Source organism: Streptomyces sp. NBC_01197 (genome assembly GCF_036010505.1).
GTDB lineage: Bacteria > Actinomycetota > Actinomycetes > Streptomycetales > Streptomycetaceae > Streptomyces.
Window position 1 is genome coordinate 5,582,132 of record NZ_CP108569.1, and the last position, 25,048, is coordinate 5,607,179.

Here is a 25,048-nt window from a genome sequence, read left to right on the forward strand (position 1 = left end):
CCGGCCACCGGAGGCTTCCGGTGGCACGAGCCGGTCACTTCCGTACAGGGCGGTCCGGCTCACCACCGGGAGGGTGGCTCACGGATGGGGTCTCCCCCGGTCGAGCGAAGCCGAGAGCTTGGGGAAGGGGTCAGCGCCGGAATTGCACCGGCTTCCCCCTGTGCGGGTGTGATGACGACGTTCTTACTGTACCGAGCGCCCTCGGGGTGGCTGGGGGCGGCCGGGGGGAACGGACGGCGGCGCACCGCTGGAACCGGTGCGCCGCCGTCCGTACTCGATCGTTCTCGTCCGTGCCCGTCCCGTACGGCCCCGGGGCTGTCCGGGACGGGCGACCGCTCCTACTTGATGTCGATCGGCCCGTTGTCGCCGTTGTCACCGTTGTCCTTGCCGGACTTCGCGCCCAGGTAGCGCTGGATCTCCGCGCCCCGGCCGCCCTGGTGGGCGTCGCCGTCCTGCGCGCCCAGGTTCTTCCGTACCGAGTCGAGGATCGTCAGGCCCTGGCCCACCAGACCGGCCGCGATCTCGCCCAGGCCGTCCGCGCCGTTGAGCACGTTGACATTGGCGCCCGCGAGGCCGGACGCGGCCTCCTTGACGATCTGCGGGAGCTGGTCGATCAGCATCCGGTCGAGCGCCACCCGGTCGTACGAGGCGGCCGCCGCGGCCTGGATCTTCATCCGCTCGGCCTCGGCCACGGCCAGCACCCTGATGCGCTCGGCGTCGGCCTCGGCGGGCTTCACGATCTCGGCGACCAGCTGCTGCTGGCGCAACTGGGCGGCGCGCTGGGCCAGTTCGGTCTGGGCCGCGAGCACCTCCTGCTGCGCGTGTGCCTGGGCGAGCGGACCGGCCTGGGCGGCCTGCGCCTGCGCGCGGTCCACCTCCGCCGAGTACTGCGCCTGTACGACGGCGGTCTGTCGCTGGTACTCGGCCTGGTTACGGGTGGCTTCCTGCTGCGCCTCGACGGACGCCTGGGTGGCCTGCGCCTGGGCGATCTGCGCCTGCCGCTGGATGGCCGCCGTGTGCGGGGCGGACATGGCCGCGATATAGCCCGTCTCGCCGTCGTCGATGGACTGGATCTGGAGCGAGTCCACGATCAGACCGATCTTGGCCATCTCCGTCTTGGAGGTCTCCAGCACCTCGGTGGCGAGCTTCTGCCGCTCGGTGACGATCTCCTCGACGGTCATCGAGCCGATGATCGAGCGCAGATGACCGGAGAAGATCCGCCCGGTCAGCACCGACATCTGGTCCTGGTCCGAGAGGAAGCGCTGGCCGGCGTTGACGATGCTCTCGGTGTCGTTGCCGACCTTGAACGCGATGACGGCCCGCACGGTCAGCACGATGCCCTGCCGTGTCACACAGGTCTCGGCGACCTCCGCCTCGCACATCGCGAGGGTCAGGAAGCGGGTCTTGCGGAAGACCGGGAGGACGAACTTGCCGTGGCCGGTCACGACCCTGAAGGGCGCACCGCCCAGACCACGCCTGCCTCCGGAGATGAGCATGGCCTCGTCCGGCGCTGGAACGCGATAACCCAACATCCTTGGTCTCCTTAGTCGGTGTCGCCGGGGTCGAGGGTCAGCGCATCCAGCGGGTCCACGGGATCGGTCCACTCGATGACGTCGACCTGGCGAGTACCGCGGGATTCGATCACGAGCACTGTCGCCCCGTACGACAAGGGCTCCTGGGACCAGGCGAGAAAGGCTTCCCAGCCTCCTCTGACCTGGATCAGGACCTCACCGGGGCCGGCGGATCCGCGCGTTGCCAGGATCAGCTTCCCCGTGCAGCCGATCACAGCCTCGTCCGGCGCCATCGGCGGCCGCCCCCCTCGTGATGTGCGGTACTGAATGCATGACCCTAACGCTACTCCGACCTGCGGACTATCCTCCGCTGGTCCCGAGTTCGGACGCGGGCGGGGAGCGGGTGACGTGTGGGTGGCGGGCCTGATCCGGGGTGGTTTGCCGCCGCCTTGCGCGCGTACCGGAAGGAACGGGGCAATGTTTCCGGCTATACCGCCATATAGGTCACGGGGTCACTGCCGGTGAGGGCTTCCGCCTGCCCCAGTTTCACCAGCCGTCGCAGATGGGCCTCGGCCTCCGAGACCGCGATGTTGCGTGAGCCGTGCGGAATCTGCTCCCAGGGGCGGTTCCACTCCATCCGCTCGGCTGTCTGCCAGGGGGTGAGCGGCCGGGCCAGCAGGGTCAGCAGGTCCCGGAGCCGGTCCTCGTGGTGGGCCAGCAACTCCCGTACCCGCCCGGCGGCGTCGGTGAAGGCGTACTGGTGGGCGGGGAGCACCTCGGCGGGGGCCAGCCGGCCGATCCGCTCCAGGGAGTCCAGGTAGTCGCCGAGGGGGTCCCCCCGCCCGAACGAAGTTGAGAGTGGGGGCGGGTCGGTGACCGTGGCGTCGTCCGGGTCCTCGTAGAGCCCGATGTGCGGGGTGATGCCCGGCAGCAGGTGGTCGCCGGAGAAGAGCCGCCCGTTGCCCGGGAGGTTCGCCGGGTGCTCCTCGTCCAGATGGAGGCAGACATGGCCCGGGGTGTGGCCGGGCGTCCAGATGGCGCGCAGTCTGCGGCCGGGCAGCGGCAGCAGGTCGCCGGGGACGATCTCGCGGTCGGGGACGGCGGCCCGCAGCCCCGGGAGCGTCCGCATCCCGCCGGAGGCGCGGGCCCGGCGCAGCGGTGCGATGTGTTCGTCGGGCGCTCCGGCGGCGGCGAGTTTCCGGGTGAGGTACTCCAGCCAGGCCGCCGGTTCGGCACCGCGGGTGCGCTTGACGACCTCGGTGTCGGCGGCGTGCATCGCCAGCCAGGCCCCGGACGCCTCGCGCACCTGTCCGGAGAGGCCGTGGTGGTCGGGGTGGTGGTGGGTGATGAGGACGCCGTGGATGTCCGGCACGGAGAGGGAGAGGGCCGCCAGACCCGATGACAGCGCGTCCCAGGAGGCGGGGTCGTCCCAGCCGGTGTCGATCAGTACGGGGCCGCGGTCCGTCTCGATGACGTGGACCAGGGTGTGGCCCAGGGGATTGTCCGGAATCGGGACCTCGATGGACCAGACGCCTCCGCCGTGCTCCGTCACCTGCGCCATGGCGTCCTCAACTCTCTTCCGGGGCACTGCCCTTGATCGCGACTCACTATAACTAGAACCGGTTTCAATGACACCGCGTGTTCTGCCGGGAGCGGTTCCGGCAGGCCCCCGCGCGCCCTTGGGGGTTCCGGATGCGAAGTAGAACTGGTATCAGTTCTGATACAGCGTCAGGAAGTGTCCCCCGGGAGGCAGTCAGTCATGACCGAGCTTGTGGAACACCGGCAGCTCTTCATCGGCGGGGAGTGGGCCGAACCACTCGGCACCGACGTCATCGAAGTCGTCTCGCCCCACACCGAGCAGGTCATCGGGCGCGTGCCGCACGCGTCCGAGGCCGATGTGGACCGCGCTGTGGCCGTGGCGCGGCAGGCGTTCGACGAGGGCCCCTGGCCCCGGATGTCACTGGACGAGCGGATCGAGGTGATCACCCGGATCAAGGACGCGTTCGCCGTGCGGTACGAGGAGATCGCCCGCGTCATCAGCGCCCAGAACGGCACCCCGTACACCTCCAGCACCATGGTGCAGGCGCTCGCCGCGATGATGGTGTGGGACGCCGCGATCACGACCGCCCGCGCCTTCCCGTACGAGGAGAGCCGGGACGGTGTCCTCGGCAAGCTGCTCGTACGGCGTGAGCCGGTCGGGGTGGTGGCCGCGGTGGTCCCGTGGAACGTCCCGCAGTTCACGGCCGCCGCCAAGCTCGCCCCTGCGCTGCTCGCGGGCTGCCCCGCGATCCTGAAGGTCTCGCCGGAGACCCCGCTGGACGCCTACGTCCTCGCCGACATCGTCAGCGAGGCAGGGCTGCCGAAGGGGGTCCTGTCGATCCTCCCGGCCGACCGCGAGGTGAGCGAGTACCTGGTCGGGCACCCCGGCGTGGACAAGGTGTCGTTCACCGGCTCCGTCGCCGCGGGCAAGCGCGTGATGGAGGTCGCGGCGCGCAATCTGACCCGGGTGACCCTGGAGCTCGGCGGCAAGTCGGCGGCGATCATCCTGTCCGACGCGGACCTGGAACCGACGGTCGCGGGCATCGTGCCGTTCGCCTGGATGATCAACGGGCAGGCGTGTGTCGCCCAGACCCGGATCCTGGTCCCGCGCAGCCGGTACGACGAGATCGCCGAGGCGTTCGCCGCGGCGGCGGGCGCGCTCAAGGTCGGCGACCCGATGGACCCGGCGACCGAGGTCGGCCCGCTGGTGGCACGCCGCCAGCAGCAGCGCTCACTGGACTACATCCGCATCGGCCAGGAGGAGGGCGCCAAGATCCTCACCGGCGGCGGCCGGCCTGCGGCCATCGACGGCGGCTGGTACGTCGAGCCGACCCTCTTCGGGGACGTCGACAACTCGATGCGGATCGCCCGCGAGGAGATCTTCGGCCCGGTGATCTGCCTGCTGCCCTACGGCGACGAGGAGGAGGCCGTGAAGATCGCCAACGACTCCGACTACGGGCTCAGCGGCAGTGTGTGGACGGCGGACGTCGAGCACGGTATCGAGATCGCGCGCCGGGTCAGGACGGGCACGTACAGCGTGAACACCTTCAGCCTGGACATGCTCGGGCCGTTCGGCGGCTACAAGAACTCCGGAGTGGGCAGGGAGTTCGGGCCCGAGGGGTACGGCGAGTACTTCGAGCACAAGATGATCCACCTTCCCGCCGGGTACGAACCGGCAGCGGGCGAGGCGGGTAATGGGTGACCGCTGGCGCGTGGAGGTCGACCGCTCCGTCTGCATCGGCTCCGGGATGTGTGTGAACCACGCACCGGACGGCTTCGCACTCGACTCGGCGCGCCAGTCCCGGCCACGGTCGCCGGAGACCGACGCCAACGAGAAGGTGCTGGCCGCCGCGGAGGGCTGTCCGGTCGAGGCCATCATGATCACGCTGCTCGAGAGCGGCGAGACGGTCTTCCCGCCGGACGAGTAGCGCATCGGCCGGTGGCGCCCTGCCGGGCGGGAGCCATGGAGCCGCTACGGTGCCGCGATCCGGCCCGGACCGCTGTCCGGGCCGGTCAGGTCGATCAGCCGGCAGACCGTTTCGATGTCGATCTTCACCTGGGCGATCGACGCCCGCCCCGACAGCCAGGTGATCAGCGCGGAGTGCCAGGTGTGCTCGATGACCCGGACCGCCGACAGCTGCTCGGGGGTGGGGTGCTCCAGGCCCATCGCGTCCAGGATGATCGCCGTCGTCAGACGGGAGACGGTGTCCACCTCGGGGCTGACGCTCCGGTCGGCGAAGGTCAGCGCCCGGACCATCGCGTCCGCCAGATGCGGCTCGCGCTGGAGCGCGCGGAAGGCGCCCATCAGCGTCGACGCGACACGCTCGGCGGGGGTGTCGCCCGCGGGGGGCCGCTTGCGGAGGGCGGTGTGCAGATGCTGGAGCTGGTCCTGCATGGTGGCGACCAGGAGATGGATCTTGGAGGGGAAGTACCGGTACAGCGTGCCGAGCGCCACCGACGAGGACTCGGCGACCTCACGCATCTGCACCGCGTCGAAGCCGCCGCGGCTGGCCAGCTGGGCGCTCGCGTGCAGGATCCTGCGGCGGCGCGCCTCCTGCCGCTCCGTCAGGGGTGGCGATGCCGGCCTGGCTTCCACAGTCATCTGTCCCATCCGATCCCGCCGTGGCGCGAATCACCTGATCCGGCTGCTGCGACGGAGCTACCTGCCGGTAGATTCGAAGCTCATTGAACGATCAAGTCTGGCTGAGTTCTTCCGGGGGCGCCCTCGGGCCCCAGGCTTGCGAGAACTTGTTCTAGATTAGCGTGAGCGACTACGCTCCGCCGGGACTGCTGCGAGAAGGGGGCCGAGTGTGACCGCTGAGGCCATAGAAGCGGGCCCCCTTGCCGGTGGTTCCGCCGCCGGTGCCCGGGGCCCGCTGCGTATCGCGTTCCTCACGTACAAGGGCAATCCTTTCTGCGGAGGTCAGGGCGTCTACGCCCGGCACCTCTCACGGGAGCTGGCCCGGCTCGGCCACAGCGTCGAGGTGATCGGCGCCCAGCCCTTCCCGGTGCTGGACGAGGGCGTACCGCTCACCGAGCTGCCCAGCCTCGACCTCTACCGCAGCCCGGACCCCTTCCGTACCCCGGGACGCGACGAGTACCGCGACTGGATCGACGCCGTCGAGGTGGGCACCATGTGGACCGGCGGCTTCCCGGAGCCGCTGACCTTCTCGCTGCGCGCCCGGCGCCATCTCCTGGCCAGGCGCGGCGAGTTCGACGTCATCCACGACAACCAGACCCTCGGCTACGGACTGCTCGGCGACCTCGGTGCGCCGCTGGTCACCACCGTCCACCACCCCATCACCGTCGACCGGCGGCTCGACCTGGCGGCCGCGGACGGCTGGCGCCGCCGCGCCTCCGTACGCCGCTGGTACGGCTTCACCCGGATGCAGAAGCGGGTCGCCCGCAGGCTCCCGTCGGTCCTCACGGTCTCCGGCTCGTCGCAGCAGGAGATCATCGAGGATCTCGGGGTGCGCGAGGACCGCATCCATGTCGTGCACATCGGCGCCGACACCGAACTCTGGGCGCCCGACCCGGCCGTGGCCGAGGTGCCCGGCCGGATCGTGACGACATCGAGCGCCGACGTACCGCTCAAGGGCCTGATCCATCTGGTCGAGGCGCTCGCCAAGCTCCGTACCGAGCACCCGGCCGCCCACCTTGTCGTCGTCGGCAGACGAGCCGAGGACGGACCGGTCGCGCAGGCCATCGAGCGGTACGGGCTCGACGGGGCGGTGCGGTTCGTCAAGGGCATCAGCGACCAGGAGCTGGTCGACCTGGTGCGCGGCGCGCAGATCGCCTGTGTGCCCTCGCTCTACGAGGGTTTCTCGCTGCCCGCGGCCGAGGCGATGGCCACCGGCACCCCGCTGGTCGCCACGACCGGCGGAGCCATCCCCGAGGTCACCGGCGCCGACGGCGAGACCTGCCTCGCGGTGCCACCCGGCGACGCGGGCGCGCTGGCCGGCGCCCTGTCCCGGCTGCTCGCCGACCCCGTGCTCCGCACCCGCCTCGGCGTGGCCGGGCGCGAACGTGTCCTGGCCCGCTTCACCTGGAAGCAGGCCGCCATCGGCACCGCGGAGCGCTACCGCGAAGCCATCGCAGCCCGCCGCTCCGGCACCCCTTCCGTGCCGGCCTAGGCCGCATCCCCTCCCATACCCCTAGCGAAGAAGGCAGACCCCCGTGCTGACCGTGGACTTCTCCCGCTTCCCGCTCGCTCCGGGCGACCGTGTGCTCGACCTGGGCTGCGGCGCGGGCCGGCATGCCTTCGAGTGCTATCGGCGCGGCGCGCAGGTGGTGGCGCTCGACCAGAACGGCGAGGAGATCCGCGAGGTCGCCAAGTGGTTCGCCGCCATGAAGGAGGAGGGCGAGGCCCCCGCGGGCGCCACCGCCACCGCCATGGAGGGCGACGCGCTCAATCTGCCGTTCCCGGACGCCTCCTTCGACGTCGTGATCATCTCCGAGGTCATGGAGCACATCCCGGACGACAAAGGAGTGCTCGCCGAGATGGTCCGGGTGCTGAAGCCCGGCGGCCGGATCGCGATCACCGTCCCCCGGTACGGACCCGAGAAGGTCTGCTGGGCGCTCTCCGACGCCTACCACGAGGTCGAGGGCGGCCACATCCGGATCTACAAGGCCGACGAACTCCTCGGCAAGATCCGCGAGGCGGGGCTGCGTCCGTACGGCAGTCACCACGCGCACGCGCTGCACGCGCCGTACTGGTGGCTCAAGTGCGCCTTCGGCGTCGACAACGACAAGGCGCTGCCGGTCCGCGCCTACCACCAGCTCCTCGTCTGGGACATCATGAAGAAGCCGCTGGCGACCCGGCTCGCCGAGCGCGCGCTGAACCCGGTCGTCGGCAAGAGCTTCGTGGCGTACGCGACCAAGCCGCACACACCGCGGGTGGACGCGTGACCTCACCGGGCCGTACGGAACATCTGGTCCTGCCCGGAGTCCTCACCGCCGAGCAGGCCGCCCGCACGGTCGCCGGGATCCTCGCCGTCCAGCGCGAGGACGGCGCGATCCCCTGGTTCCGCGGGCACCACCTCGACCCGTGGGACCACACCGAGGCGGCCATGGCGCTCGACGCCGCCGGCGAGCACGAGGCCGCGGAGCGCGCGTACGCCTGGCTCGCCCGGCACCAGAACGAGGACGGCTCCTGGTACGCCGCCTACCAGGACGGCGACGCGGCCCGGATCACCGACCGGGGCCGGGAGACCAACTTCTGCGCGTACGTCGCAGTCGGCGTCTGGCACCACTATCTGGCCACCGGCGACGACACCTTCGCCGACCGGATGTGGCCCGTCGTGCGGGCCGCGGTCGAGTTCGTGCTCCAACTCCAGCAGCCGGGCGGCGAGATCGGCTGGAAGAGGGAGCCGGCAGAGGAGGGCGGGGCGGTCGTCGAGGACGCGCTGCTGACCGGTTGCTCGTCCGTCTACCAGGCGCTGCGCTGCGCGCTCGCGCTCGCCGACGAGCGCGAGGAGCCGCAACCCGACTGGGAGTTGGCGACTGGCGCGCTGGGGCACGCGATCCGCAGCCACCCCGAGCGCTTCCTCGACAAGAGCCGCTACTCGATGGACTGGTACTACCCGGTGCTCGGCGGCGCGATCGGCGGATCGGCGGCGAAGCAGCGGATCGACGGGGAGTGGGACCGCTTCGTCGTACCGGACCTCGGGGTGCGCTGTGTGCTGCCCAACAACTGGGTGACCGGTGGCGAGAGCTGCGAACTCGCCCTGACACTCTGGGTGATGGGGGAGTCGGACCGGGCGCTGGAGATACTCCAGTCGATCCGGCACCTGCGTGCGGACGACGGTATGTACTGGACGGGGTACGTGTTCGACGACCGGGCGCTGTGGCCGCTGGAACGCACCAGCTGGACGGCGGGATCACTGCTGCTCGCGGTGGCCGCGCTCGGCGGGGACGAGGCGACCACCGCGGTCTTCGGGGCGGAGCGGCTGCCGACCGGGCTCGAACCGGACTGCTGCCGCTGACGGTTCGGCACGGGCCGCGCGGGTGGCGGCTCAGTGCCGGCGCAACCGGCCCGCGACGAGGTGGCCGATGAAGAGGTACACGACCGCCGCGAGGCCGTAGCCCGAGACGACGCGGGCCCAGGCCTCATTGAAGGTGAACAGGTCGCGGGACCAGCCGGCCAGCCAGTCGGCCGCGTGGTGGACGAAGGTCACCAGGTCATTGGCCCGGTTCGCGTCCAGGAGATACATCAGAATCCACAGGCCCAGGATGAAGGCCATGACATCGGCGACCACCATGATGGCTTTCGCCGCCGGGCTGCTTGCGCTCGAATATCTGGACATGGTCGAACGTGTTGCCGCTTGTGCTTGTGTGAAACCCCCGTCGGTCAGTCAGGCCCTTTCCGGGGGCCGACCGTGACCGGACCGGCCCGGGATATCCGCGATCTCCGCGCCACTGCGCTGGTTAGGGTGAGGCCATGACGCTACTGGGACATGACCACTACTGCGACGAACTCCTGCGGCAGACCGAACTGTTCGGGGCGGCGCTGGCCGGAGCCGACCTGGCGGCGACGGTGCCGACCTGCCCGGAGTGGAGCCTGGGGGAGCTGACCCGCCATCTGGGCCGCGCGCACCGCTGGGCCGAGGCGATCGTACGGACGAAGGCAACCGAGGCGGTTCCGCCCGGCCAGGTGCCGGACAGCGCCGGTCCGGCCGACGAGGACCCGGAGGCCCTGGGCGACTGGCTGGCCTCGGGCGCCGCGCGGCTCGCGGCGACCCTGCGGGCGGCGGGCCCGGACACGGTGGTCTGGACGTGGGCGGCCGATCAGCGCGCCGGGTTCTGGGCGCGCCGGATGGTCCACGAGACGGTGGTCCACCGGGCGGACGCGGCCCTGACGGCCGGTGTGCCGTTCGACGTCGATGCGGACGTCGCCGCCGACACCATCGACGAGTGGCTGGAGATCCTGGCCTTCGCGCAGGCCTCAGGCGACAAGGACGCGGCCGACCTGCGGGGAGCGGGCCGGTCGATCCATCTGCACGCCACGGACGCGGCCGGTGCGGAGTGGCTGGTCGAGTTCGGTGACGACGGGTTCAGCTGGCGCCGGGCGCACGAGAAGGCGACGGTGGCGCTGCGGGGGCCGCTGACCGACGTGCTCCAGGTCTTCTACCGGCGGCTGCCCGCGGGCAGCGACCGGGTGGAGGTGCTGGGCGACCGGGAACTGCTGGACTTCTGGCTGGAGCGGGCCTCGTTCTAGGGACTCGCGCCGACCCTGCCGGCCCGCCCCCGGCAGGACGGCAGAGTCGGCAGCGGCTGCCGGTGCGGTTCAGGTGTTCAGCTCTGCCAGCACCCGCAGCGTCGTCAGGTCCGGAGCCGTCACCAACAGGTCAGTCACGGGGCCCTTACGCCACAACTCCAGCCGTTCGGCGATTCGTTGGCGCGGTCCCACCAGGGAGATCTCGTCGGCGAACGCGTCCGGCACCGCCAGCACCGCCTCTTCCCTGCGGCCGGCGAGGAACAGCTCCTGGATGCGGTGGGCCTCGGCCTCGAACCCCATCCGCGCCATCAGGTCCGCGTGGAAGTTACGGGCCGCGTGGCCCATGCCGCCGATGTAGAAGCCGAGCATCGCCTTCACCGGCAGCAGGCCGTCGGCCACGCTGTCGCAGACGTGCGCACGGACCATCGGCGCGATCATGAAGTCATCGGGGAGGCCGGCGAGCGACGCCTCGTAGACGTCGAAGCGGGTCGGCGACCAGTACAGGGGCAGCCAGCCGTCCGCGATACGGGTGGTCTGGGCGATGTTCTTCGGCCCCTCGGCCCCCAGCAGGATGGGCAGTCCGGCCCGCAGCGGATGGGTGATCGGCTTGAGCGGCTTGCCGGTACCGGTGCCGTCCGCGCCCCGGTACGGGTGGGCGTGGAAGCGGCCCTCCAGCTCGACCGGGGCCTCCCGTCTGAGGACCTGGCGGATGACGTCGACGTACTCACGGGTCGCGGTGAGCGGGCTGCTGGGGAACGGGCGTCCGTACCAGCCCTCCACCACCTGCGGTCCCGAAAGCCCGAGACCCAGCATCATCCGGCCGCCGGAGAGGTGGTCCAGGGTGAGTGCGTGCATCGCGGTGGCCGTGGGGGAGCGGGCCGCCATCTGGACGATCGCCGTGCCCAGCCGGATACGGGAGGTGTGCGCCGCGATCCAGGTCAGCGGGGTGAAGGCGTCGGAGCCCCAGGCCTCGGATGTCCAGACGGATGCGTAGCCGAGCCGCTCGGCCTCCTGGGCCAGTTCGAGATGACCGGGGTCCGGGCCGCGGCCCCAGTAGCCGAGGGCGAGTCCTAGACGCATCGTAAAGCCTCCCGGTCGCAAATAACTGACGGCCCGTCAGGCGACTGTAGACGCAACAGCCCCCGCCCGGAAGGGGCGGGGGCTGTGAGGCGTCAGGGCTGGAAGAAAGGGCGTCAGCCGCGCTGGATGCCCGTGGTGTCCTGGAGCACGCCGCGCCGGCCGTCCTGCGTCTGCGCGATCAGGCCCGGGCCACGCTGCTCGACAGCCAGGTACCAGGTCCCCGGGGCCAGTTCGGCGATGGGGGCGGGCGAGCCGTCCTCCCCGTACAGCGGGCGCGCCACCGGGACAGCGAACCAGAACGGTGCGAACTCCCCGGCGGGGGCGTCGGCCGAAGGCTGCGGCTGGGCCGCCGTGGGCTGGTGGGTGTCCTGCGGCTGGCCGGGGTGCGCGGCGGCCTGGGCTCCGAACGCGGGCTGCGGCTGACCCGGCTGCGGCTGGGCGCCGTAGGGCTGTTGGGCCTGTGCGCCCGGGTACCCGTAGCCCTGGCCCGGCGCACCGGCTGCCTGCACACCGTACGGGGACGGCGTCACGGCGGCCGGCTTCGGGGCGCTCATCAGCGGGCCCTTGAGCGCGGGGAGCATCGGGCCGGCGACAGCCGCGCCCGCGAGCACCAGCGCCGCGATGAATCCCAGGATCAGTCCGGCCCCCCGGCTCGACGCGTCGACCAGGGTCCAGAAACCCGTCCACGCGGCGAAGATAGTGAACGCGACACCGAACTGAGCCATGTCGAGACCCGCGACCTTGCGCGGCTGCGGCAGCGCGCGGGCCACGGTGATCAGGGCTGCCCCGATGACGCCGGCCAGGTAGATGCTCATCAGCGTGCCCAGTGAGTCCCACGCGCTGGGGTTGTTCAGGTTGGCACAGTACGAACCGCTGCACTGGTTGCCGTAAGAGGTGAGGTCGAGGAACGAGGCGATGAACAGCACCACCGCTGCTCCGATCACCACGCCGTCGCCTCGTGTGAGGGAGCGGATGTTCACGTAAGAATCCTTAGTAGGTCGGCTCGTCGGGGCGGCGTGGAGCTCGGGGGCGGCTCCCCATCGTAGGGGTGAATCTATCGTCTGCCCCGGGGGCTCGTGTGTCGGGTCTCGTCACTCCGCGTGGAGAAAGCTGCTGATGCCGTCCGCGATCCCCTGTGCGGCCTTCTGGCGCCAGCTTCCGCTTGTGAGCAGAGCGGCATCCTTGGGATCACGCATATTGCCGCATTCGATGAACACTTTGGGCACGGTTGAGAGATTGAGCCCGCCGAGATCACCCCGGGTGTCCAACCCCGTACCGCCGCCGATGTAGTTGGAAGGAGCGGTTCCGGTGTCCCGGACGAACTTTCCGGCGATCCGCGTCCCGAGATCACGCGACGGGGCCACGATGTCAGCGGTGTTGGCCGTACCCGCTTTCACCAGGGCGGGAAGGATCACATGAAAACCCCGGTGGCCGGCCGACGAGCCGTCGGCGTGCACGGAGACGGCGGCGTCCGCTTTCGCCTTGTTGCCGAAGGCGGCCCGTTCGGTCACACAGGGGCCGAAACTGTGGTCGTCGTTCTGGGTCAACGTGACCTTCGCCCCTTGCTTTTCGAGCAGGGCGCGCAGCCGGTGCGAGACATCGAGAGTGAACTGGGCCTCGGCATAACCGTTATTGGTCGAAGTGCCGGTGGTGTCGCACTCTGTTGTGCCATTGCCGATATTCACCCGGCGGTTGATTTCGGTGGGGTGACGGTAATTGCTCGGGTTGTGCCCCGGGTCGATCACGACGACCTTTCCCGTGAGCGGTCCCTGTCCGGCGGGTGCGCTCTTGCCGGGCTCGTCGTCGTCGCCGGTCGCCGTATGCGAGGGCTTCGACGGGGTGGCGCTCGGGGTGCTGTCCTGTGCCCGTGTCTGCGCCGGGGTCTTCGCGGACGTCTCGTCCGGGCCGCCCACGGCATGCCAGATCAGCCAGCCCGCCAGACAGGCGGGCACCAGGACGGCGACCGTGATCACCCCCGGTGACTTCCGGAGGCGGCGCGCGAGGGAGGGGCGGGTGTCGTCATCGTCGTCGTACAGCACGGCGCGAGCTTACGGCCTCCCCCGCGACAGCCCGGCCTTCCGTCGCCGACCGGTCCTGGCCCGGCCGTCCGGCCGGGGGCCCGGATGGTCCGGCTGCTCAGATCCCCGTTCCGGTGCGCCGCAGGACGCGCAGCGAGCCGGTTACGGAGATCTCGGTGAAGGCGCCGGACGCGAGGGCCCTGAGGTAGACGCGGTACGGGGCCTGGCCGCCGTCGGCCGGGTCCGGGAATACGTCGTGGACGAGCAGCAGCCCGCCGTCCGCGAGGTGCGGGGCCCAGCCCTCGTAATCGCCGCTCGCGTGCTCGTCGGTGTGGCCGCCGTCGATGAACACCAGGCCGAGCGGTCCGCCCCAGGCCTTGGCGACCTGCGGGGACCGGCCGACCATCGCGATCACATGGTCTTCGAGTCCCGCCCTGTGCAGGGTGCGGCGGAAGGTGGGGAGCGTGTCCATGAGGCCGACCTCGGGGTCCACGACGGAGGGGTCGTGGTACTCCCAGCCGGGCTGCTGCTCCTCGCTGCCGCGGTGGTGGTCGACGGTGATGGCGGGGACCCCGGCCGCGCGCGCGGCGTCGGCGATGAGGAGGGTGGACCGGCCGCAGTAGGTGCCGACCTCCAGGAGCGGGAAGCCGAGCCCGGCGGCCAGCACGGCCGCCTCGTACAGTGCGAGCCCTTCGTCCGCGGGCATGAACCCCTTGGCGGCCTCGAACGCGGCCAGGGTCGCTGGCGTGGGGGCGGCCATGGGGATCCTCCTGTGCGGGGCGGGACGGGGCTGGGCGGGGCTGGGTACGGGTGGGGCTTGCCGGTGGGCCGGGCCGGGCCATGCTAGTCCCGGGGGCCGGGGGCCCCGAGCGGGCCCCCGGCGACGCCTGCCGGCTCGCCCCGGCCCCGGCGATGGCTACCGGCTCGCGTTGGCCGGCACGGTCGCTCCCAGCTTCAGGTCCACCGCCACCAGCTGATCGACGCTCGTGTACGCGACATGGGTGGCCAGCGGCGGGAGGCCGGGCGCCGTGGCGGCCAGGATGTACGTACCGGCCGACCGCGCGGCGAGCGCGAAGGTGCCGGCGCCGTCCGCGACCACGATCCCCGACTGCCGGCCGCGGTGGTCGATCAGCGTGACCGTGGCGCGCGGCACCGGAGCGCCGTCGGCGTCGAGCACCCGCCCCTGGAACCCCCGGAAATCCGGGAAGCCGCGGTCCTGGGCTTCGAGCAGGGCCGCCGCGGCCTCGGCGACGGACGCCGTGCTGCCCTCAGCCGTGCCGCCGTCCTGCGTGGCGACGGGCCGCGACTTCGCGGCCGCGCGCTTGCGCGAGGGGAGGAACGCCGCGAAGGCCAGGCCGATCACGACCGCGGCCGTGGCGATCATGAACGAGGTGCGGAAGCCGCTCATGCTCGGTACGGACACCGGGCCCAGCGCGGTCGATGAGTGCGCGAGCACCATGCCGATCACCGCACTCGACACCGAGGTGCCGATGGAACGCATCAGCGTGTTCAGGCCGTTGGCCGCGCCCGTCTCGGAGGGGTCGACCGCGCCGATGATCAGCGCGGGGAGCGAGGAGTAGGCGAGACCGATGCCCGCGCCGACGACGACCGAGATGATGATGGTCTGCCAGGGCGCGCTCATGAGGGCGAGCCCCGCCCCGTACCCGATCGCGATGATCAGCATGCCGATCATCAGCGAGACCTTGGGCCCGTACTTCGCGGCGATCTTGGCGTAGACCGGCGCGGTGAGCATCATCGTGAGGCCGAGCGGCGCCACGCACAGGCCCGCGACCACCATCGACTGGCCGAGGCCGTAACCGGTCGCCTTCGGCAGCTGGAGCAGCTGCGGCAGCACCAGCGAGATGGCGTAGAACGCGACACCGACCATGATCGACGCCAGGTTGGTGAGCAGCACTTCGCGGCGGGCCGTGGTGCGCAGGTCCACCAGCGGGGCCGCGACCCGCAGCTCCATCACGCCCCACAGCAGCAGGATGGCGAGCGCACCGCCGAAGAGGCCGAGCGTGGTGCCCGAGGTCCAGCCCCAGTCGGAGCCCTTGGTGATCGGCAGCAGCAGGCAGACCAGACCGGCCGAGAGACCGAGCGCGCCGATGGTGTCGAAGCTGCCCTGGGCGCGGGTCGAGGACTCCGGTACGAAGACGAGGGTGAGCAGCATCGAGATGACGCCGAGACCGGCGGCGCCGAAGAACAGGGCGTGCCAGTCGGCGTGCTGTGCCACCAGGGCGGCGGCCGGCAGGGCGAGCCCGCCGCCGACGCCGATGGAGGAGCTCATCAGCGCCATGGCCGAGCCGAGCTTCTCGCGGGGCAGCTCGTCGCGCATGATGCCGATACCGAGCGGGATGGCGCCCATGGCGAAGCCCTGGAGCGCACGGCCGACGATCATGATCAGCAGGTTGTCGGTGAACCCGCAGATCAGCGAGCCGATCACCATGACGGCGAGGCTGGCGAGCAGCATCCGCCGCTTGCCGTAGAGGTCACCGAGCCGGCCCATGATCGGGGTGGCTATCGCGCCCGCGAGCAGCGTGGCGGTCATGACCCAGGTGGCGTTCGACGGGGCGGTGCTCAGCAGCGTCGGCAGGTCCTTGATGACCGGGACGAGCAGCGTCTGCATGACGGCCACGACGATGCCTGCGAAGGCGAGTACGGGGACGATGCCGCCCCTGCCACGGGGGGTGCGCGGTTCCTCGGTGGTGATCTCGGGCAGCGAGGGAGCGGCCTGTGTCATGCGTGAAGCCTCCAGGGCGTAGGGCGGACCGGCAGGGGACCGGGCGTCCAAGTGGTTGCACTATGAAGCTTCCGGAGGGGTTCGTGTATTCCGGTAAACGCCATATAAGTGCCGCGTGATCTGTATCACCTGCTCCGGCCTCGGTACCTGACCTTCCGTCAGAATGGAACGTGTTCTAGCCTCGCTGTGTATGGGCATCGGAATCACGCAGGAGCAGAGGGAGTTGGCCGACGCCGTGCGGGGGCTGCTGGCGCGGGAGGTGCCGCCCGCCAAGGCCCGCGAACTGCTCGACGCGCCACCCGGCAGCGACGGCGCCGGCGAGGACGGCGGTGGCAGTGGCCGCGGCAGTGGCGGTGGCAGTGCCGGCGGTCACAGTGCCGGTGGCGGCGATGTGCCACCGGCCCACTGGGCGTCCCTCGCCGCGCAGGGGCTGCTGGGAGCGCATCTCCCCGAGGAGTACGGGGGAGGGGGCGGCGGCCTCCTGGAGCAGGCCGTCATCCTGGAGGAGGCCGCCCGTGCGGCGCTTCCCGGCCCCTATCTCCCGACTGTGCTGGCCTCCGCCGTGCTGCACCGCGCGGGCCGCCCCGACCTCGCGGCGCCGCTCGCGGACGGACGGTGGACGGGCGCGGTGGCCCTGGGCGACGCGGGCGATCCGGTACTCGGCGGGGCTGAGGCCGGTCTGGTCCTGCTGCGGCACGAGGGGCACTGGGCCGCCGTGGACGCCGTGGATCTCGATGTACGTGCCCAGCGGAGCGTGGACCCGACCCGGCCGACCGCCGATGTGCGGCTGCGGGCGGACGTACCGGCCGGCCGGCTGCTGACACTCGACGCCGAGGTCGTCACCGATCTGGCGGCCGTCCTGTTCGCCGCGGACGCCTGCGGTACGGCGGCCTGGGCGCTGCACACCGCCACCGAGCACGCCAAGGTGCGCGAGCAGTTCGGGCGGCCCATCGGCCAGTTCCAGGCCGTCAAGCACCTCTGCGCCGACATGCTCCTGCGGGTCGAGCAGGCCAGGGCGCTGACCTGGGACGCGGCGCGGGCCGCCGAAGCGGGCTGCGACTCCTCCGATGCGAGCGGGGAGGCGAGTGCCGAGGCGGGTGCCGAGGTGAGTGCCGGGGCGCGCGGGCTCGTCGCGTCGCTCGCGGCCGCCACCGCGCTGGACGCCGCCCACAGCTGCGCCAAGGACTGCATCCAGATCCTCGGCGGCACCGGCTTCACCTGGGAACACGACGCACACCTCCATCTGCGCCGCGCCGTCGTCGCCCGGCAGCTGCTCGGCCCCGGCGACACCCACCGGGCGCGGGCCGTGCGGCTCGCCGCCGCGGGCGCACGCCGGGAACTGCGCCTGGAACTGCCCGCCGAGGCCGCCCCGTACCGGGAGCGGGCCCGCGAGGCGATCGGGGCCGTCCGCGGCCTGGACCCGGCCGAGGCGCGCCGCGTCCTCGCGCCCACCGGGTACGCGGCCCCCCACCTTGCGGAGCCGTACGGCCTCGGCGCGGGTCCGGTCCAACAACTCGCCGTACAACAGGAGTTGAATGCGGCAGGGGTGCGGATCAGCGATCTGGGGATCGCCACCTGGGTGGTGCCATCCCTGCTCGCGTACGGGACCGAGGAGCAGCGCGCTCGTCATCTGGCCCCGACGCTCCGCGGCGACGTGCTCTGGTGCCAGCTCTTCTCGGAGCCCGGCGCCGGATCCGACCTCGCCTCGCTGCGTACCCGCGCGGACCGCGTCGAGGGCGGCTGGCTGGTCAACGGCCAGAAACTATGGACCTCAGCCGCGCAGTGGGCCGACCACGGCATCCTGCTCGCCCGTACGAACCAGGAAGCCCCCCGGCACAAGGGGCTCACCTACTTCCTGGTGGACATGAAGAGGACCGCCGGGATCGACATCAGGCCGCTCAAGGAGATCACCGGCGACTCGCTCTTCAACGAGGTGTACTTCGACGACGTGCTGCTGCCCGATGACGCGGTACTCGGCGCGGTCGACGACGGCTGGCGGGTGGCCCGCAACACCCTCGGCAACGAACGCGTCCACATGGCCGACCAGTTGACTTTCCCCACCGGACTCGAAGCGCTGATCGCCAGGTCGGACGGGCTCGACGGCGCCCAGCGTGCCCGGATCGGCGCGCTCGCCGCCGAGGCGCACGCCCTCGCCTGCATCGGGCTGCGCACCACCCTCCAGCAGGTCTCCGGGCTCGAACCGGGCGCGGGCGCCTCCGTGCGGAAGCTGGTGCAGACCCCGCACCAGCAGAAGGTCGCAGAGCTGTCCCTCGAACTGCTGGGGCCGGCCGGCGCGGTCAGTGAAGGACCGGGGGAGCAGGCCGTCCACGGCTTCCTGATGTCGCGCTGCCTGACCATCGCAGGCGGGACCACTCAGGTGCAGCTCAATGTGGTCGCCGAGCGTCTGCTCGGCCTGCCGCGCGATCCGTGAGTGCCCCGCCGCCCGGTCGAGGCGGAGATCGACCGCCTCACCCAAGGCTGAAATCCATCCTGGCCCCGCCCCGTCCCCACGCCAGTAAGGAGCACCGCGCTCGAACTGCACGAGGCCGGGCACTCACCGGGCCCGCGGCCTTCCGCTGACCGTCTCCCGCTGCCACTATCTACCTATCTGACGGGGCGTCAGGTGGAAGTCCGGCGGCACGCCGGGCGCGGGACAGGGCAGCGGGCCCGGGAAGCGGGACAGGACCATGAAGGCGTACATCGTCGGCGTCGGGATGACCAAGTTCGAGAAGCCGGAGAGCCGTGACTGGCAGTACTGGGACATGGCGAAGGAGGCAGGCACCCAGGCGCTCGCCGACGCCGGGGTCGCCTATGGGCAGGTGCAGCAACTGCCCGTCGGCTACTGCTTCCAGGCCTCCACGGCCGGACAGCGCGCCGCGTACGAGCTGGGGCTCACCGGGATACCCGTCTACAACGTCAACAACAACTGCGCCACCGGGTCGACGGCGCTGATGATGGCGCGGCAGTTCGTCGAGGGCGGCATCGCGGACTGTGTGCTCGCGCTCGGCTTCGAGAAGATGCAGCGTGGCGCGCTCGGCGGCGGAGCGGACAGTGGGGACTTCAAGACGTCCCCGGTGGCCAGGCACTACGGGATCATGGCCGCGGGACACGGCTTCGAGATGTCTCCGCCGACCGCGCAGATCTTCGGCAACGCGGCCCGGGAGCACATGGAGCGGTACGGGACGACCGCCGCCCAGCTGGCCGCGGTCGGCGCCAAGAACCACCGGCACTCGGCGGACAACCCGCGCGCCCAGTTCCAGGACGTCTACACGGTGGACGAGATCCTGGCGGCGAAGACCATCCACCGGCCGCTCACGAAACTCCAGTGCTCGCCGACCTCGGACGGCGCCGCCGCGGCGGTCGTCGTGTCGGAGCGGTTCCTCGTCGAACACGGCCTGCACGACAAGGCGGTGGAGATCGCGGGCCAGGCGATGACGACGGACACCGAGGAGAGCTTCGCGTCGGGTTCGTGCATCGACGCGGTGGGCCGGCCGATGTCGCGCGAGGCGGCGCGGCAGGCGTACGAGCGGTCCGGTCTCGGTATCGAGGACGTCGACGTCGTCGAGCTGCACGACTGCTTCTCGGTCAATGAGCTGCTGACGTACGAGGCTCTGGGCATGTGCGCCGACGGGGAGTCGGGCAAGCTCGTGGAGAGCGGGGCGACGACACACGGCGGCCGGTGGGTGGTCAACCCGTCGGGCGGGCTGATCTCCAAAGGCCATCCGCTGGGAGCGACGGGCCTGGCCCAGGCGGCCGAACTGGCCTGGCAGCTGCGCGGGGAGGCCGGCGGCCGGCAGGTACCGGGGGCCCGGGTCGGCCTCGCGCACAACATCGGTCTCGGCGGGGCCGCGGTGGTGACGGTGCTGCGGCGGGAGTGAGCGCTCCGGCGCGCCCAGGCGGCACACCGCTCTCGCGCTGGTCGGCCCCGGAGCTGGCCCGCGAGGTCGTCGGCCGCGCCATCGCCGGCGCGATCTCCGCCTCCACCGTGCGGCGCTGGCCCAAGCAGGACGCGCTCAAGCCCTGGCAGTACCAGTCCTGGACCTTCATCACCGACCCTGCCTTCCGGCCAAGGCCGAGCGCGTGCTCGACCTCTATGCCCGCATCTGGAACGGCGAAGCGCTCGGCCCGGACGAGTACGTGATCAGCGCGGATGAGAAGACCTCCATCCAGGCCCGCTGCCGCTGCCACCCACCCTGGCCCCCGGGCAGGCCAGGGCGATGCGGGTGAACCACACTTACGGCCGCGGCGGCGCGGTGGCCTTCCTGGCCGCCTACGACGTCCACCACGCGAAGGTGGAGATCTACTTCTCCGTCGTGCAGCGCAAGGTCGTGACACCCAACGACTTCACCGACCTCAACGAGGTCGCGGACGGGCTCCGAGCCTTCGAAGACCTCTACAACGCCACGGCACAACCGTTCCAGGGGAAGTTCACCACCTCCGACCTGGACGATCTGCTGGTCAGGCTCGACCGGCACACCGCCGATCACCTCAGAAGAATCCTCTGCCGCCCCGGCAGCATGATCAACGCGCCGAAGGACTTACGACGCAGAGCACTAAGAGCCTCCGTCCGGAAGCGACTTGTGCAAGGGCCCCGCCTTGGGCCGGGACAGATCTCACCTGCGTGGATGGCTCTCTGGCATCCGACTTGGCCATGGTGGCGAGCGTGTCGGGACGGGCAGTCGTGGGCGCTCTTGCTACCGTCCGCTTTGCCCTGTTGATCCACAAAATGCCAATTCGCTCCCGTGAGTGGTTGAGAGGACACGGACCATGAACGACTTTTCCCGGCGTCGGTTGCTCAAGACTTCGGCGGTCGTCGGCGCCGGTGCCGTCGTCGTGCCGGGTATCGCTGCTGCCGCAGCCCCCGCTGCGAGCGCTGTGACGGAGGCTTCGGTGAGCGGAGCGCTCGGGGGGCACGGACACTGCCCGCCGGCGGAGCTGACCGGGCGGATCGTCCGGCCCCACGACGCCGGGTACACGGACGCGCGCCTGGGCTGGGATCAGCTCTTCTCCCACTATCCGTTGGTCATCGTCTTCGCCCAGAACACCCAGGACGTGGTCAACGCCCTGACGTGGGCGCGGCAGCACGATGTCGCGCTGCGGATCCGCAGCGGCCGCCACTGCCTGGAGGGCTGGTCGAACGTCGACAGCGGCCTCGTGATCGACGTCAGCGAACTGAAGTCGGTCCACATCGACGCCGGCGCCCGCGTCGCGACCGTCGGCTCCGGGCTCAACCAGGAAGAAGCGGTGACCACGCTCGCGAAGCGAAACTTCGCGGTGACGACGGGTACCGAAGGCAGCGTGGGGTTGTCCGGCGCCACGCTCGGCGGCGGCTTCGGCTTCCTGACCCGCTGGCTCGGCATGGCCTGTGACAGCCTGATCGGCGCCGAGATCGTCGTCGCGGAAGGCGACGAGTGCGCCAAGGTGATCAAGGTCGACCTGAAGCACCACTCGGATCTGCTGTGGGCGCTGCGCGGAGCGGGCAACGGCAACTTCGGCATCGTCACCTCCCTCACCTACAAGCTGGCTCCGCTGAAGAGCGTCACGTATCTCCAGGCCACGTGGGACGGCACCGGCGACCTGCGCAGGCTCTTCGAGGCCTACCAGCGCACTGCGCCGTACACCGACGTTCGCCTCGGCACCCAGCTCGAGGCCCACCGGAACCAGACCCTGCTGTTCGCGGTGCTCCCGGAGGGAACGCCCGCGGAGACGAAGAGGCTGCTGGCCCCGATCCTGTCGATCGGCAGCCCGGAGGTCACGACGCAGGTGGGCAACTGGGGCGACGTGTACGCGGGATTCCAGATCCCGACCGAGCTCGAGCCGGCCAACTGGAAGTTCTACTCGCAGTTCGCCAAGAAGCCGTTCCCGACCAAGGCGATCGACATCGTCTCCTCGTTCATCAGGGCCGCTCCTACGGACGAAAGCAACTACTTCCTCCAGGCGTTCGGCGGGAACGTCAGGAAGAGCCCCCAATGCGGCACGGCGTTCCCGCACCGCGACGCGCTCTTCTACGCCGAGCCCGGCGTCGGCTGGGGCAAGCGCAGTGACGAGCCGGGCATCTGCGACCCGCTCACGCCGCAGGCCCAGGCATGGATCGCCGAGTTCAGCCAGGAGCTGCGCCCTTACGTGGACGGCGCCTACGTCAACGTGCCGAACATCGGCACGCAGGACTGGGAGACCGCCTACTGGCGGAACAACTTCGACCGCCTGCGCAAGATCAAGGCGAAGTACGACCCGCACAACGTCTTCCAGTACGACCAGAGCATCCCGCCCGCGGTCTGCTGACCGAGCACTGACGGAGCCCCCTCCCAACCGGTGAGGGGGCTCCGTCATGTCTGCCCGCTCCAGCCCCCGGGGGGCTTCGCCCGAAGCGTGGAGCGCTTGCGGTCGGACAGGCGATGTTCGTCTGTGGCACGGGCAGCTTCGGCATGTGGTTCTTCATGACGCTGTACGCCCAGAACGTGCTGGGCTACACGCCGTTCGTGGCCGGACTCGCCCTCGTACCCAGCTCGTTGACCGTCATCGCCGGGTCCAAGTTCGCCCCGCGGCTGATGTCCCGGTTCGGCGGCCAAGAACGTGGCGGTCGCCGGCATCCTGATCACCGTGGCCGGATTCGGCTGGCAGTCGACGATGACGGCGTACGGCGCCTATCTCACTTCGATCATGCTGCCCGGTGTGCTGATGATGGCCGGTGCCGGTCTCGCCATGACGCCGCTCGCCTCGCTCGCCACGTCGGGTGCGGCGCCGGGCGACGCGGGTCTGGTCTCCGGTCTGGTCAACACCTCCCGTACGCTGGGCGGTTCGCTTGGCCTGGCGGTCCTCTCCACCGTCGCCGCCTCCCGTGCCCGGGGCGGCACCGGGGCCGAGGCGCTGACCGAGGGTTACGCGCTGGCGTTCCGGTGCGGCGGGTTCGTCCTGCTCGCCGGTGCGGTGCTGATGCTGGTGTGGATGCCCGGGGCCCGTACGCGGGTGACCGGCCGCCCGGTCTCCTCGTCGGAGCCGTCGGGCGGCTGACCGCGCCCCGCCGGCGGGGGCCTGCCGCCGCCTCGCTGCCGGGAGACCGGCCTGCGGGGCTACAGCCAGCCCTGCTGCCGGGCCGACCGTACGGCCTCCATGCGGTTGCGGGTGCCGGTCTTGCCGATCGCGGACGAGAGGTAGTTGCGGACCGTCGACTCCGAGAGGTGCAGCTTCCCCGCGATGTCGGAGACGGTCGCCCCGTCCACCGACGCGTTCAGCACATCGCACTCGCGCGCCGTCAGCGGGCTGGGCCCCGCGCTCAGGGCGGCCGCGGCCAGGGCGGGGTCGATGACCGTCTCACCGGCCAGCACCCGGCGGATCGCGGCGGCCAGATCCTCCACCGGACCGTCCTTGACCAGGAAGCCCGCCGCGCCCGCCTCCATCGCGCGGCGCAGGTAGCCGGGCCTGCCGAACGTGGTGAGGATCAGCACCCGGCACCCCGGGGCCCGCGTCCGCAGCTCGGCGGCCGCGTCGAGCCCGCTGCGGCCGGGGAGTTCGATGTCGAGCAGCGCCACATCGGGGTTCGCGTCCAGCACCGCCGCGACGATCGCGTCGCCGGTGGCCACCTGGGCGACCACCTCGATGTCCTCCTCAAGGCCGAGGAGCAGAGCGAGCGCTCCCCGCATCATGCCCTGGTCTTCGGCGAGGAGGACTCGGATCATTCGCTGCTCTCCCAATCTGTGGTCACTCGGGCAATCGGTGCCCGGCGGTCTGCCGGTCACTCCGGGGCGGGCACCACCCCCGGCGCCGGGCCCGGTACGGCGGTCTCCACCGGCAGTTCGGCCACCAGGCGGAAGCCGGACCGGCCGGGGCCCGCATCCAGTGAGCCGCCCGCCGCCGCGAGACGTTCGGTCAGGCCCTTCAGCCCGCTGCCGGGTGGCGTCGAGCCTACGCCGCGCCCATTGTCACTGATCACCAGCCGCACACGTTCGGGCTTCTCGCCGTCCACGGCGATCTCGCACCGGGTGGCCTTGCTGTGCCGCACGGTGTTGGTGACGGCCTCCCTGACGACCCAGCCGAGCAGGGACGCGCTCTGCGGCTCCAGCGGCGGCCCCGACTGCCGTACGAGGGGCTCGATCCCGGCGGCGGTCAGCATGGAGCGGGCACTGTCCAGTTCGCTGGCGAGGCTGGCGTCCCGGTACCCGGTGACCGCCTCGCGGATCTCGGTGAGGGCCTGCCTGCCGACGGTCTCGATGTCGGAGATCTGGCCGAGAGCCGCGTCGATGTCGCGCGGTGCGAGCCGCCGGGCCGCCTCCGACTTCACCACGATCACCGAGAGGGTGTGACCGAGCAGATCGTGCAGATCGCGCGAGAAACGCAGCCGCTCCTTCTCGACGGCCGTACGGGCCAGTTCCTGACGGGTGGCGCGCAGTTCCATGACTGTTTCGGAGAGCGCCAGGAGTCCGGCGGTCACCGCGCCCGAGATGAACGTGCCGTACCCCAGCGTCCACGGGTCCCACGGGCTGTGTCCCTCCGTGCCGGAGATGTATCCGGCGGAGGCCGAGAGGACCATCAGTGTGAAGCCGAGCTTCCGGTCGCGCAGCGTGGTGCCGACGGCCAGCGAGAGCAGCGGGAAGAACAGCAGCCAGCTGCCCCCGTAACCGAGAGCCAGCCCGTAGGTGACGGCGGCCAGCGCACCGAGCAGCCAGAGTGTCGTACGGCTCTGGCGCTTCCTCTTGTCGAACGCCCGCATCGCCACGGAGATGTAGAGGGAGTTGAAGGCCAGCAGTCCGGCACCGCCGATCCACGGGTTCGGTGTCCGGCCGCCGATCAGGTTGGAGAAACTGCCCAGGCCGAGCAGCAGCCAGGGCATCAGCGTGAACGCGTTCGGCGGCCCCGGCCGCCGGCGCGCCACCCGTTCCCTGCGGCGCTGGGCACACCCTCCGATCCACTGCCGCAGTGGATCCAGCTTCTCCTGCATGGTCTC

At 71.1% G+C, this 25,048-nt stretch carries 23 protein-coding genes and 1 pseudogene; 12 read left to right on the plus strand and 12 right to left on the minus strand.

Annotated features, from left to right (window positions below):
• Positions 1–338: 338 nt before the first annotated feature.
• From OG452_RS25710 to OG452_RS25720, 3 genes are all read right to left on the minus strand, one after another.
• Positions 339–1,532: an SPFH domain-containing protein gene (locus OG452_RS25710; RefSeq protein ID WP_327297932.1), complete on the minus strand. Its 1,194-nt coding sequence runs from the start codon at positions 1,530–1,532 to the stop codon at positions 339–341.
• Between the two features lie 11 nt (positions 1,533–1,543).
• Positions 1,544–1,804, minus strand: coding sequence for a hypothetical protein (locus tag OG452_RS25715; protein WP_327297933.1), 261 nt, complete (start codon positions 1,802–1,804; stop codon positions 1,544–1,546).
• A 194-nt stretch (positions 1,805–1,998) separates the two neighbouring features.
• Entirely contained in the window at positions 1,999–3,072 is a 1,074-nt protein-coding gene (locus OG452_RS25720) for an MBL fold metallo-hydrolase (protein WP_327297934.1), read from the minus strand.
• Positions 3,073–3,270: 198 nt separating this feature from the next.
• On the opposite strand from OG452_RS25720, the gene OG452_RS25725 reads away from it, so the two are divergent.
• Both OG452_RS25725 and OG452_RS25730 read left to right on the plus strand, forming a co-directional pair.
• Positions 3,271–4,752, plus strand: a complete 1,482-nt coding sequence (locus OG452_RS25725) for an aldehyde dehydrogenase (protein ID WP_327297935.1) — start codon at positions 3,271–3,273, stop codon at positions 4,750–4,752.
• Positions 4,745–4,978 (plus strand): ferredoxin, encoded by a 234-nt coding sequence (locus tag OG452_RS25730; protein WP_327297936.1) that lies wholly within the window; start codon positions 4,745–4,747, stop codon positions 4,976–4,978. The genes OG452_RS25725 and OG452_RS25730 overlap by 8 nt, the downstream gene beginning before the upstream one ends.
• 44 nt (positions 4,979–5,022) lie before the next feature.
• On the opposite strand, the gene OG452_RS25735 is transcribed toward OG452_RS25730, so the two are convergent.
• Positions 5,023–5,652, minus strand: coding sequence for a TetR family transcriptional regulator (locus OG452_RS25735; protein WP_327297937.1), 630 nt, complete (start codon positions 5,650–5,652; stop codon positions 5,023–5,025).
• A gap of 208 nt (positions 5,653–5,860) precedes the next feature.
• Here OG452_RS25735 and OG452_RS25740 point away from each other — a divergent pair, with 208 nt between their 5' ends.
• The 3 genes from OG452_RS25740 to OG452_RS25750 are packed head-to-tail and all read left to right on the plus strand — an operon-like array spanning position 5,861 to position 9,034.
• Positions 5,861–7,183, plus strand: coding sequence for a glycosyltransferase family 4 protein (locus OG452_RS25740; RefSeq protein WP_327297938.1), 1,323 nt, complete (start codon positions 5,861–5,863; stop codon positions 7,181–7,183).
• 43 nt (positions 7,184–7,226) lie between these two features.
• Positions 7,227–7,958 carry a class I SAM-dependent methyltransferase gene (locus OG452_RS25745; RefSeq protein ID WP_327297939.1) on the plus strand — a complete coding sequence of 244 codons (732 nt, stop codon included), beginning with the start codon at positions 7,227–7,229 and terminating at the stop codon, positions 7,956–7,958.
• Positions 7,955–9,034 (plus strand): prenyltransferase/squalene oxidase repeat-containing protein, encoded by a 1,080-nt coding sequence (locus tag OG452_RS25750; RefSeq protein ID WP_327297940.1) that lies wholly within the window; start codon positions 7,955–7,957, stop codon positions 9,032–9,034. The genes OG452_RS25745 and OG452_RS25750 overlap by 4 nt, the downstream gene beginning before the upstream one ends.
• A gap of 30 nt (positions 9,035–9,064) precedes the next feature.
• Here OG452_RS25750 and OG452_RS25755 read toward each other — a convergent pair whose 3' ends face one another.
• Positions 9,065–9,355: a hypothetical protein gene (locus OG452_RS25755; RefSeq protein WP_327297941.1), complete on the minus strand. Its 291-nt coding sequence runs from the start codon at positions 9,353–9,355 to the stop codon at positions 9,065–9,067.
• Positions 9,356–9,489: 134 nt separating this feature from the next.
• Between OG452_RS25755 and OG452_RS25760 the strand changes: the two genes are divergently transcribed.
• Positions 9,490–10,266 (plus strand): maleylpyruvate isomerase family mycothiol-dependent enzyme, encoded by a 777-nt coding sequence (locus OG452_RS25760; RefSeq protein WP_327297942.1) that lies wholly within the window; start codon positions 9,490–9,492, stop codon positions 10,264–10,266.
• A gap of 69 nt (positions 10,267–10,335) precedes the next feature.
• On the opposite strand, the gene OG452_RS25765 is transcribed toward OG452_RS25760, so the two are convergent.
• The 5 genes from OG452_RS25765 to OG452_RS25785 all read right to left on the minus strand — a co-directional run bounded on the left by OG452_RS25765 (position 10,336) and on the right by OG452_RS25785 (position 16,107).
• Positions 10,336–11,346, minus strand: coding sequence for an LLM class F420-dependent oxidoreductase (locus OG452_RS25765; RefSeq protein ID WP_327297943.1), 1,011 nt, complete (start codon positions 11,344–11,346; stop codon positions 10,336–10,338).
• Between the two features lie 113 nt (positions 11,347–11,459).
• Positions 11,460–12,326: a hypothetical protein gene (locus tag OG452_RS25770; RefSeq protein ID WP_327297944.1), complete on the minus strand. Its 867-nt coding sequence runs from the start codon at positions 12,324–12,326 to the stop codon at positions 11,460–11,462.
• A gap of 111 nt (positions 12,327–12,437) precedes the next feature.
• Positions 12,438–13,385 carry an N-acetylmuramoyl-L-alanine amidase gene (locus OG452_RS25775; protein WP_405560718.1) on the minus strand — a complete coding sequence of 316 codons (948 nt, stop codon included), beginning with the start codon at positions 13,383–13,385 and terminating at the stop codon, positions 12,438–12,440.
• Between the two features lie 97 nt (positions 13,386–13,482).
• Entirely contained in the window at positions 13,483–14,124 is a 642-nt protein-coding gene (locus OG452_RS25780; RefSeq protein WP_327297945.1) for a class I SAM-dependent methyltransferase, read from the minus strand.
• A gap of 156 nt (positions 14,125–14,280) precedes the next feature.
• The gene (locus OG452_RS25785; protein ID WP_327297946.1) at positions 14,281–16,107 is read right to left on the minus strand and encodes an MFS transporter; all 1,827 of its coding nucleotides are present in this window, start codon (positions 16,105–16,107) and stop codon (positions 14,281–14,283) included.
• 190 nt (positions 16,108–16,297) lie between these two features.
• Between OG452_RS25785 and OG452_RS25790 the strand changes: the two genes are divergently transcribed.
• From OG452_RS25790 to OG452_RS25815, 6 genes and pseudogenes are all read left to right on the plus strand, one after another.
• Positions 16,298–18,538: an acyl-CoA dehydrogenase gene (locus tag OG452_RS25790; RefSeq protein WP_327297947.1), complete on the plus strand. Its 2,241-nt coding sequence runs from the start codon at positions 16,298–16,300 to the stop codon at positions 18,536–18,538.
• A 256-nt stretch (positions 18,539–18,794) separates the two neighbouring features.
• Complete coding sequence (locus tag OG452_RS25795) at positions 18,795–19,985, plus strand: lipid-transfer protein (protein WP_327297948.1); 1,191 nt, start codon at positions 18,795–18,797, stop codon at positions 19,983–19,985.
• A complete protein-coding gene (locus OG452_RS25800) occupies positions 19,982–20,248 on the plus strand; it encodes a hypothetical protein (protein WP_327297949.1) in 267 nt (88 codons plus the stop codon). Before OG452_RS25795 ends, OG452_RS25800 begins: the two co-directional genes overlap by 4 nt.
• A gap of 82 nt (positions 20,249–20,330) precedes the next feature.
• Complete coding sequence (locus OG452_RS25805) at positions 20,331–20,825, plus strand: hypothetical protein (protein ID WP_327297950.1); 495 nt, start codon at positions 20,331–20,333, stop codon at positions 20,823–20,825.
• Between the two features lie 49 nt (positions 20,826–20,874).
• A complete protein-coding gene (locus tag OG452_RS25810) occupies positions 20,875–22,389 on the plus strand; it encodes an FAD-binding oxidoreductase (protein ID WP_327297951.1) in 1,515 nt (504 codons plus the stop codon).
• Between the two features lie 86 nt (positions 22,390–22,475).
• A pseudogene (locus OG452_RS25815) lies at positions 22,476–23,118 on the plus strand (MFS transporter); the annotation flags it as partial.
• A gap of 59 nt (positions 23,119–23,177) precedes the next feature.
• On the opposite strand, the gene OG452_RS25820 reads toward OG452_RS25815, so the two are convergent.
• Entirely contained in the window at positions 23,178–23,783 is a 606-nt protein-coding gene (locus OG452_RS25820) for a response regulator transcription factor (RefSeq protein WP_327297952.1), read from the minus strand.
• Positions 23,784–23,839: 56 nt separating this feature from the next.
• Positions 23,840–25,042, minus strand: a complete 1,203-nt coding sequence (locus OG452_RS25825; protein WP_442810090.1) for a sensor histidine kinase — start codon at positions 25,040–25,042, stop codon at positions 23,840–23,842.
• Between the last annotated feature and the right edge of the window lie 6 nt (positions 25,043–25,048).

Bases quoted from the DNA above. Each gene is read 5' to 3' on its own strand.
- OG452_RS25710 (WP_327297932.1), bottom strand. From the start codon at position 1,532: ATGTTGGGTTATCGCGTTCCAGCGCCGGACGAGGCCATGCTCATCTCC.
- OG452_RS25715 (WP_327297933.1), bottom strand. From the start codon at position 1,804: ATGGCGCCGGACGAGGCTGTGATCGGCTGCACGGGGAAGCTGATCCTG.
- OG452_RS25720 (WP_327297934.1), bottom strand. From the start codon at position 3,072: ATGGCGCAGGTGACGGAGCACGGCGGAGGCGTCTGGTCCATCGAGGTC.
- OG452_RS25725 (WP_327297935.1), top strand. From the start codon at position 3,271: ATGACCGAGCTTGTGGAACACCGGCAGCTCTTCATCGGCGGGGAGTGG.
- OG452_RS25730 (WP_327297936.1), top strand. From the start codon at position 4,745: ATGGGTGACCGCTGGCGCGTGGAGGTCGACCGCTCCGTCTGCATCGGC.
- OG452_RS25735 (WP_327297937.1), bottom strand. From the start codon at position 5,652: ATGACTGTGGAAGCCAGGCCGGCATCGCCACCCCTGACGGAGCGGCAG.
- OG452_RS25755 (WP_327297941.1), bottom strand. From the start codon at position 9,355: ATGTCCAGATATTCGAGCGCAAGCAGCCCGGCGGCGAAAGCCATCATG.
- OG452_RS25760 (WP_327297942.1), top strand. From the start codon at position 9,490: ATGACGCTACTGGGACATGACCACTACTGCGACGAACTCCTGCGGCAG.
- OG452_RS25765 (WP_327297943.1), bottom strand. From the start codon at position 11,346: ATGCGTCTAGGACTCGCCCTCGGCTACTGGGGCCGCGGCCCGGACCCC.
- OG452_RS25780 (WP_327297945.1), bottom strand. From the start codon at position 14,124: ATGGCCGCCCCCACGCCAGCGACCCTGGCCGCGTTCGAGGCCGCCAAG.
- OG452_RS25785 (WP_327297946.1), bottom strand. From the start codon at position 16,107: ATGACACAGGCCGCTCCCTCGCTGCCCGAGATCACCACCGAGGAACCG.
- OG452_RS25790 (WP_327297947.1), top strand. From the start codon at position 16,298: ATGGGCATCGGAATCACGCAGGAGCAGAGGGAGTTGGCCGACGCCGTG.
- OG452_RS25795 (WP_327297948.1), top strand. From the start codon at position 18,795: ATGAAGGCGTACATCGTCGGCGTCGGGATGACCAAGTTCGAGAAGCCG.
- OG452_RS25810 (WP_327297951.1), top strand. From the start codon at position 20,875: ATGAACGACTTTTCCCGGCGTCGGTTGCTCAAGACTTCGGCGGTCGTC.
- OG452_RS25820 (WP_327297952.1), bottom strand. From the start codon at position 23,783: ATGATCCGAGTCCTCCTCGCCGAAGACCAGGGCATGATGCGGGGAGCG.
- OG452_RS25825 (WP_442810090.1), bottom strand. From the start codon at position 25,042: ATGCAGGAGAAGCTGGATCCACTGCGGCAGTGGATCGGAGGGTGTGCC.